Origin of the sequence: Streptococcus sp. HMSC073D05 (assembly GCF_001812015.1) — a bacterium.
GTDB classification, from domain to species: domain Bacteria; phylum Bacillota; class Bacilli; order Lactobacillales; family Streptococcaceae; genus Streptococcus; species Streptococcus parasanguinis_D.
In genome coordinates this window covers 87,391-96,236 of record NZ_KV807489.1, presented here as the reverse complement: position 1 = coordinate 96,236, position 8,846 = coordinate 87,391, and the positions used below count along the sequence as shown (strand labels likewise).

The following is an 8,846-nucleotide window of genomic DNA, read 5'->3' as shown; positions in this document are numbered from 1 at the left end:
CTCATGCGTTGGTTCGAATCCAGCTACCCCAGTTCTTAGGTAATATCAGATAAGTGATAAAATATCTATCTAGGTATTTTATTTCTTTATAGGATGAGTCGTTAAAGATTGTAGTTGATCTCATTGCGAGTGCTTGCTTAGGAAAAATAATTATAAGTATGTCAAGTTTTAGAAAACTTGATTGTTGGAGGATTTTTTAGATGAATGAATTTGAAGATTTGCTAAACAGTGTTAGCCAAGTTGAACCAGGTGACGTTGTTACTGCTGAAGTATTGACAGTTGACGCGAACCAAGCTAACGTTGCAATCTCTGGAACTGGTGTCGAAGGTGTCTTGACTCTTCGCGAATTGACAAACGATCGTGATGCGGACATCAATGACTTGGTAAAACCAGGTGAAACACTTGAATTGCTTGTTCTTCGTCAAGTAGTTGGGAAAGATACTGATACAGTAACTTACCTTGTATCTAAAAAACGTTTGGAAGCTCGCAAAGCATGGGACAAATTGGTCGGACGTGAAGAAGAAGTTGTTACTGTTAAAGGAACTCGCGCTGTTAAGGGCGGACTTTCAGTAGAATTTGAAGGACTTCGTGGATTTATTCCAGCTTCAATGCTTGATACTCGTTTTGTACGTAACACTGAACGTTTCGTAGGTCAAGAATTTGATGCTAAAATCAAAGAAGTAGATCCGAAAGAAAACCGCTTCATCCTTTCTCGTCGTGAAGTTGTTGAAGCTGAATCAGCTGCAGCACGCGCAGAAGTATTTGGTAAATTGAACGTTGGTGATATCGTAACTGGTAAAGTTGCACGTATCACAAGCTTCGGTGCTTTCATCGACCTTGGTGGTGTTGATGGATTGGTTCACTTGACAGAATTGTCACACGAACGCAACGTATCACCTAAATCAGTAGTAACTGTTGGTGAAGAAATCCAAGTGAAAGTTCTTGACTTGAACGAAGAAGAAGGTCGTGTATCACTTTCATTGAAAGCTACAACACCTGGACCTTGGGATGGCGTAGAACAAAAATTGGCTGCTGGTGATGTTATCGAAGGAACTGTTAAACGTTTGACTGACTTCGGTGCATTCGTTGAAGTATTGCCAGGTATCGACGGACTTGTACACATCTCACAAATTTCACACAAACGTGTTGAAAATCCAAAAGATGTTCTTAAAGTTGGACAAGAAGTAACTGTTAAAGTTCTTGAAGTAAATGCTGCAGATGAACGTGTATCACTTTCTATCAAAGCCCTTGAAGAACGTCCAGCTCAAGAAGAAGGCGAAAAACAAGAAAAACGTCAATCTCGCCCACGTCGTCCAAAACAAGAAAAACGCGACTTTGATCTTCCAGAAACTCAAACTGGATTCTCAATGGCTGACTTGTTTGGCGATATCGAATTGTAATATTCAAAAAGCTTACCTCTCGGTAAGCTTTTTTTACTTGTAAAATTCTCGAGAATTTGATATACTGTAACAGTTGCCACCCTTAGTGTAATGGATATCACGTAAGATTCCGGTTCTTGAGATGGGGGTTCGATTCCCTCAGGGTGGATGATTCATAACGAGGCTCCTCGGAGTCTTTTTTGCTTTTTCTTGGAGGAACATGCAATGACAGTAAAATTAATCGCCCATACCTTGATTGAGAAAGACGGGAAGTATCTGCTTATCAAACGCTCGAAAATAAAGCGAGGTCTCCCTAATGTCTATCCATCTTATTGGGATATTCCAGGTGGAAGTGTAGAAGAGAATGAATTGCCCAGAGAGGCTGCTCTACGTGAGGCTATGGAGGAGGTTAATCAAAAGCTTCGGATTAATAAGATTATCCACGAAGATAGTCAATTTGATGCCAGCAAAGATACTGTCTTTACACGCCTAGTTTATGCTGGCGAGATTTTGGAAGAGCGTGATTTTATATTAGATCCAGAAGAGCATACAGACTTTAAATGGATTTCTTCTTTGAAAGACATAGAGAGCAATCTCGTTGTGCCTTATTTGCTTGAAATCCTTGCTGACAAATCCAAATAAAGCAGCTAAAAAACATCCCCTTTTTAATAAGGAGATGTTTTTTTCTTAGTTTTTAGAAGCTTCTTGGAATTCAGGGTTTTTCCATGCTTCATCAATGATTGCTTGCAATTCATCAGCAGAAGCTTTCATTTTTTGTTGTTCTGCATCGTTCAATGGGATGTTCACTGGACGTACAATACCGTGTGCACCTACGATGGCAGGTTGACCGATAAAGACGTTGCTAACACCATATTGACCTTCTTGGAATACAGAAAGTGGAAGTACTGCATTTTCATCATCAAGGATTGCTTTAGTGATACGAGCAAGGGCAACAGCGATACCGTAGTATGTAGCACCTTTTTTGTTGATGATAGTGTAAGCAGCATCACGAACGCCTTCAAACAATTCGATCAATTCAGTTTCTTGAACGTTTTGAGTGTCTTTAAGGAATTCTTCAAGGTTTACACCAGCGATGTTAGCGTGTGACCATACAGCGAATTCTGAGTCTCCATGTTCACCCATGATGTAGGCGTGCACTGAACGAGCATCAACGTCCAATTTTTCAGCAAGTGCTTGACGGAAACGAGCTGAGTCAAGAGAAGTACCAGAACCGATAACGCGTTCTTTAGGGAATCCTGAGAATTTCCATGTAGAGTATGTCAAAACGTCAACTGGGTTAGCAGCTACAAGGAAGATACCGTTAAATCCTGATTCAATAACTTGTGTTACGATTGATTTGTTAATGGCAAGGTTTTTACCAACAAGATCAAGGCGAGTTTCACCTGGTTTTTGAGGAGCACCTGCAGTAATTACAACAAGGTCAGCATCCGCACAGTCAGCGTACTCAGCCGCATAGATCTTCTTAGGTGAAGTGAAGGCAAGGGCGTGGCTAAGGTCAAGCGCATCTCCGACAGCTTTTTCGTGCAATTGAGGAATTTCGATAATTCCAAGCTCTTGTGCAATTCCTTGGTTGACAAGTGCAAATGCATAAGATGAACCTACGGCACCGTCACCGACAAGGATAACTTTTTTGTGTTGTTTAGTCAAATCCATGAGTCTAAACGTCTCCTTCATTTTTTTTTGAGATAGATTCTCATACGACTTCATTCTACCACTTTTGAAAGTCTTTGTCATCTGAAACAGTATGAATCCTTGATGTAAACGTTTTTACGTTTGTGTTCCTAAGAAGAAAAATAGGCTAAAATGTGTTATAATAGTATGGTGAATTAAGTAAAGAGAGGCATTTTTTGAATGCAGGATAATAATCTAATTGATGTGAATTTAACATCAGAAATGAAGACGAGTTTTATCGATTATGCGATGAGTGTTATCGTAGCTCGTGCCCTACCTGATGTTCGGGATGGTTTAAAACCCGTTCACCGTCGTATTTTGTATGGTATGAATGAATTGGGTGTTACGCCAGATAAACCACATAAGAAGTCAGCCCGTATCACAGGGGATGTTATGGGTAAATACCACCCACACGGGGATTCCTCTATTTATGAAGCCATGGTTCGGATGGCGCAATGGTGGAGTTATCGCTACATGTTAGTGGACGGTCATGGAAACTTTGGTTCTATGGACGGTGATGGCGCCGCTGCTCAACGGTATACAGAAGCCCGTATGAGTAAGATTGCTCTTGAAATGTTGCGGGATATCAATAAAAATACAGTTGATTTCGCTGATAACTATGATGCTAGCGAGCGCGAACCTTTGGTCTTACCTGCACGTTTCCCTAACCTTCTCGTCAATGGTGCTACTGGTATTGCCGTTGGGATGGCAACCAATATTCCTCCTCACAATTTGGGAGAAACCATTGATGCAGTGAAGCTGATGATGGATAATCCGGAGGTAACGACCCGTGAACTTATGGAAGTTCTTCCTGGTCCAGATTTTCCGACAGGTGCTTTGGTCATGGGGAAATCAGGTATCCACAAAGCCTATGAAACAGGAAAAGGATCAATCGTTCTTCGTTCTCGTACAGAGATTGAAGTGACCAAGAGTGGCCGTGAACGGATTGTTGTTACTGAGTTCCCTTATATGGTCAATAAAACCAAGGTGCACGAGCACATCGTTCGCTTGGTGCAAGAAAAACGGATCGAAGGGATTACAGCTGTACGTGATGAATCAAACCGTGAAGGGGTTCGTTTTGTGATTGAGGTCCGCCGAGATGCTTCGGCTAACGTTATTTTGAACAACCTCTTTAAGATGACACAAATGCAAACCAATTTTGGATTCAATATGTTGGCGATCCAAAATGGAGTTCCAAAGGTTCTTTCTCTTCGCCAAATTTTAGGTGCTTATATTGAGCACCAGAAAGAAGTGGTGACTCGACGGACCATCTTTGATAAAGAAAAAGCGGAAGCACGTGCCCATATCTTAGAAGGTTTGCTCATCGCCTTGGATCACATCGATGAAGTGATCCGGATTATCCGCAATAGCCAGACAGACGCTGAAGCACAAGCTGAATTGATGTCTAAATTCAAGCTTTCTGAACGTCAAAGTCAAGCCATTTTGGACATGCGTCTTCGTCGTTTGACCGGTTTGGAACGAGACAAGATCCAGAGTGAATATGACGACTTGGTTGCCCTGATTGCTGATTTGGCTGATATTTTGGCTAAACCAGAGCGTGTGGCGACTATCATCAAGGAAGAATTAGAAGAAGTCAAACGCAAGTTTGGCGATGCTCGTCGAACTGAGTTGATGGTAGGGGAAGTTCTTTCTCTTGAAGATGAGGACTTGATTGAAGAAACAGATGTCTTAATTACCCTTTCTAATAAAGGATACATCAAACGTTTGGACCAAGCTGAATTTACTGCACAAAAACGTGGTGGACGTGGGGTCCAAGGAACCGGTGTGAAGGACGATGACTTTGTTCGTGAATTGGTTTCTACGAGCACCCATGATCATTTGCTCTTCTTTACCAATAAGGGGCGTGTCTATCGTCTGAAAGGTTATGAGATTCCAGAATATGGCCGGACAGCTAAAGGATTACCAATCGTCAACCTCTTAAAATTGGACGAAGGTGAATCGATTCAAACCATTATCAATGTGGAGCAAGATCGCAGTGATGAGTCTTATCTCTTCTTTACGACGCGACAAGGTGTAGTCAAGCGCACTAACGTAGCAGAATTTTCAAATATCCGTCAGAACGGTCTGAAAGCTCTGAACCTACGGGACGAGGATGAATTGATCAATGTCTTCCTTACAGATGGCAATACTGACGTCATTATCGGTACCAAATATGGATATTCAGTCCGCTTTAATGAGGCAGTAGTTCGGAATATGGGACGTTCTGCTACAGGTGTACGTGGTGTGAATCTCCGTGATGGAGACAAGGTTGTTGGGGCAAGTGTTATTACCGACCAGGACGAAGTATTGGTCATTACTGAAAAAGGGTATGGTAAGCGGACGATAGCTGGCGAATACCCAACCAAGGGCCGTGGTGGTAAAGGAATCAAAACAGCCAATATTACAGAGAAAAATGGTCCCTTAGCTGGTCTTTTAACCGTTAAAGGGGATGAAGATCTGATGATCATTACCGATACCGGAGTTATGATCCGGACAGGTGTGGCTGACATTTCTCAAACGGGTCGTTCGACTCAGGGTGTGAAAGTCATGAGACTGGATCAGGATGCGAAAATTGTGACCTTTACAACTGTCCAGCCTGATGAAAAAGATGAAGAAGTAGTGGAAGAAAACGAATAGATAAGGGGACAGCATGTCACGCAAAAGAAAAAAGAAAAAGAGTTTACGCAATACTCTTATCAACATCGTTGCAACACTTTTGATTATTCTCTCGCTTCTCTTGATTTTCAATGCTCCGATCCGAAACATGATTATGGTTTGGCATACCAACCAATATCAGGTTAGCAAGGTCGATAAAAAAACCATTGATAAGAATAAAGAAGTGAAGACGAGCTTTGATTTCCAACATGTCCAGTCACTTTCGACGGAAGCTGTCATCAATGCCCAATGGCAAGCTCAAAAACTACCAGTAATTGGGGGAATTTCGATTCCTGAATTAAACATGAACCTTCCGATCTTTAAGGGGCTTGAAAATGTAGCCCTCTACTACGGAGCAGGGACCATGAAGGAAAACCAAGTCATGGGACAAGGCAATTATTCTCTTGCTAGTCACCACGTATTTGGCCTAACTGGAGCAAATGCCATGTTATTCTCACCATTAGAGAAAGCCAAGGCGGGTATGAAGATCTACATCACGGATAAAGAAAAAATCTATACTTATGTCATCTCGTCTGTTGAGACAGTGACTCCGGACCGTGTAGATGTTATTCAAGATCGTGAAGGCGTTAATGAGATCACCTTGGTGACCTGTGAGGATGCTGCAGCGACTTACCGTACGATTGTAAAAGGAAATTTGGAAACCTCTGTTGACTATGACAAGGCTCCAAAAGACATCCTGGATTCATTCAGCAAGTCTTATAATCAAATGCAACTTTAAGAAAATAAAGCCCGAGACAGAAATGTCTGGGCTTTTTCTATGTAGGAAGCTAGGAGAAATTCTTGTAAAATTGTAAGAGATTGGTAATATAATGTAAGGAACTTGTCATAATATTAAGGGAAAATCAGTATATAATAAAGGGGAAAGAGTATGATAAGGAGGTAGAATAGTGACAAAAGAGCGAATTTATCATCTCTTGCATCATTTCTATAATCTCTTAGTAAACGATTTTCCACGAAATGGTTTAATTACGAAAGGAATCTATGAAGTAGAGCAGGTCTACCAAGCTTTAGAGGCCATTCCTCAGAGCCAGGAGTACTTGATTCGCTGTGAAATTCAACAGTTTTTAAAAGAGCTTGAACAAGTTCAAACAGGTTACCAGATCCGCTTTAATAAAGATGAAGTCTTAGTGTTAGATGATTTGAAGGAAGAAATCGCCTGTAAATAATGCAAGGTCGTCGTTTTCTCTATTTATTACGAATTAATAAGTGAGGAGGAAATTATGTACGACATATCATTTATTGAACCATCTTTGCTTCCTAGAGAACGTTTGGTTTCTGAAGGGGTAGATAAGCTGAGTCATCAAGAATTGCTATCCATTCTCTTACGGACAGGTAATAAGAAAAAAAGCGTTTATGAGATTGCACAAGGTCTTTTGAGTTCGGTTAATAGTTTAAAGGAGTTAAGTCAATTAACCCTAGAGGAGCTACAGGAAATCTCAGGTATTGGCCGGGTGAAGGCCATCGAACTTCAGGCTGTGATTGAGTTTGGACGAAGGATTCATAAAGACGAATTGATGAGTTCTGAACAGATCATGAGCAGCCAGAAATTGGCCCATAAAATTCAACAGGAAATCGGCCATAAGAAACAGGAGCACCTGGTTGCCCTCTATTTAAATACGCAGAATGAAATTATTCATCAGCAGACCATTTTTATTGGAACCGTGAATCGAAGTATTGCGGAGCCACGTGAAATCCTGCATTATGCACTGAAGCACATGGCAACCTCTATCATCTTGGCTCACAATCATCCATCTGGTGCCGTATTTCCCAGTAAAAATGATGATGAAGTAACGCAACGAGTTTTAGAGGCCTGTGAAGTGATGGGTTTAACCCTATTGGATCACTTGATTGTATCTGAAGAAAACTATTATAGTTACCGTGAAGAGACAGATTATTTGGTATAAAAAAGAGAGTGGGACAGAAATCAGTAATTCGTTAGAATTCGATTTCTTTGTCCCGCCTCCGCACAGTTGAGTAGGGCTGTAAAAGCTGATGAAATCAGCGTAGTAGAGCCCACTCAACCACTGCATCTTGCTCGATAATCCAAGACAATTGAGAGGCTAGGACTTTTGTCCCAGCCTCTTTTCTTGTTAATGTATAAATCTTTATTCTTCGTTTTTTCGCATGAAATAAAGGAGTGTTTGCAATTCACTGGTGAGATCGACATATTGGACGACGACGTCTTTAGGAACTGTCAGATGGACCGGAGAAAAGCTTAGAATTCCTTTGACACCGGCATCTACTAAAAGACTAGCCACTTCCTGCGCTTTAATACTTGGGACAGTTAAAATTGCTGTTTGAATGCCTTCTTTTTTGAGATTCTCTTTGATCGTAGAAATCCCATAAATGGGGATCCCATCCTTACTTTTGGTATTAATCAGTTCATGATCATCTACATCAAAAGCCATGACAATTTTCATCTTATTGCGTTCATGGAAGCGATAGTTGAGGAGCGCACTTCCCATATTTCCGATCCCCACAATAGCGACATTGGTAATAGCATTATCATTTAAGAGATCCGCAAAGAAGTTCATCAGTTTTTTTACGTCATAACCAAATCCCCGTCTTCCTAATTCACCAAAATAAGAAAAATCTCGGCGAACGGTAGCAGAGTCAATCCCAATTGCATCAGCAATTTGCTTGGAATTGGCGCGCTCTATTTTTTCAGAGTTAAAGCGTTTAAAAATGCGGTAGTAGAGCGATAAGCGTTTTGCTGTTGCGCGTGGAATTGGAGTATTTTTATCATGTTTCACAATATCACAACCTTTCCCTCTTATTGTATAGGAAGATTGTGAAAAAATCAACTATCTAAAGCGGTTTTTAAAAAATATTTTTGTCTAAAGAAAAAGCTGATGGCGATGGAGAGTTCCATCAGCATCAGCTTAGTTTTCAGCTTGTTCTACCTTTTTCAAAAAAGCATAAAGTCCATCGACTCGTCCTGTATAGGGGAGCTTTTCCCCCTTGTATTCAATGGATACGATTGAGTAAGAGTCAGGCAAGGTTACACAGCCTGAAAAAGCTAGGATACAGGCTGCAAGGTCAGGATAAGTAGTCGTTCGTTCTACTTGGTAAGCATCGATATAAGTTAGGGTTACCATA

The 8,846-nt window shown here is 41.0% G+C and carries 9 protein-coding genes and 1 tRNA gene; 7 read left to right on the top strand and 3 right to left on the bottom strand.

Annotated features, from left to right (window positions below; translation table 11 throughout):
* Positions 1–200 precede the first annotated feature (200 nt).
* From rpsA to HMPREF2832_RS03825, 3 genes are all read left to right on the top strand, one after another.
* The gene (rpsA, locus tag HMPREF2832_RS03835) at positions 201–1,400 is read left to right on the top strand and encodes a 30S ribosomal protein S1 (RefSeq protein WP_061604646.1); all 1,200 of its coding nucleotides are present in this window, start codon (positions 201–203) and stop codon (positions 1,398–1,400) included.
* Positions 1,401–1,476: 76 nt separating this feature from the next.
* Positions 1,477–1,548 (top strand) — tRNA-Arg (locus tag HMPREF2832_RS03830).
* A 56-nt stretch (positions 1,549–1,604) separates the two neighbouring features.
* Positions 1,605–2,021 carry an NUDIX hydrolase gene (locus HMPREF2832_RS03825; RefSeq protein WP_021153136.1) on the top strand — a complete coding sequence of 139 codons (417 nt, stop codon included), beginning with the start codon at positions 1,605–1,607 and terminating at the stop codon, positions 2,019–2,021.
* 45 nt (positions 2,022–2,066) lie between these two features.
* Here HMPREF2832_RS03825 and HMPREF2832_RS03820 read toward each other — a convergent pair whose 3' ends face one another.
* Complete coding sequence (locus HMPREF2832_RS03820; protein WP_021153137.1) at positions 2,067–3,053, bottom strand: L-lactate dehydrogenase; 987 nt, start codon at positions 3,051–3,053, stop codon at positions 2,067–2,069.
* 198 nt (positions 3,054–3,251) lie between these two features.
* Here HMPREF2832_RS03820 and gyrA point away from each other — a divergent pair, with 198 nt between their 5' ends.
* The 4 genes from gyrA (at position 3,252) to radC (ending at position 7,651) form a co-directional block, all read left to right on the top strand.
* Positions 3,252–5,708 carry a DNA gyrase subunit A gene (gene gyrA, locus HMPREF2832_RS03815; RefSeq protein ID WP_061591391.1) on the top strand — a complete coding sequence of 819 codons (2,457 nt, stop codon included), beginning with the start codon at positions 3,252–3,254 and terminating at the stop codon, positions 5,706–5,708.
* A 13-nt stretch (positions 5,709–5,721) separates the two neighbouring features.
* Positions 5,722–6,465 (top strand): class A sortase, encoded by a 744-nt coding sequence (locus HMPREF2832_RS03810; protein ID WP_014713268.1) that lies wholly within the window; start codon positions 5,722–5,724, stop codon positions 6,463–6,465.
* Between the two features lie 169 nt (positions 6,466–6,634).
* The gene (locus HMPREF2832_RS03805; RefSeq protein WP_049474901.1) at positions 6,635–6,913 is read left to right on the top strand and encodes a hypothetical protein; all 279 of its coding nucleotides are present in this window, start codon (positions 6,635–6,637) and stop codon (positions 6,911–6,913) included.
* Between the two features lie 54 nt (positions 6,914–6,967).
* Positions 6,968–7,651, top strand: coding sequence for a RadC family protein (radC, locus tag HMPREF2832_RS03800; protein WP_045759397.1), 684 nt, complete (start codon positions 6,968–6,970; stop codon positions 7,649–7,651).
* Positions 7,652–7,852: 201 nt separating this feature from the next.
* Here the strand turns inward: radC and HMPREF2832_RS03795 are convergent, their stop codons facing one another.
* Positions 7,853–8,500, bottom strand: coding sequence for a redox-sensing transcriptional repressor Rex (locus HMPREF2832_RS03795; RefSeq protein ID WP_049474902.1), 648 nt, complete (start codon positions 8,498–8,500; stop codon positions 7,853–7,855).
* Positions 8,501–8,629: 129 nt separating this feature from the next.
* A complete protein-coding gene (locus HMPREF2832_RS03790) occupies positions 8,630–8,845 on the bottom strand; it encodes a DUF4649 family protein (protein ID WP_049490891.1) in 216 nt (71 codons plus the stop codon).
* Position 8,846 lies beyond the last annotated feature (1 nt).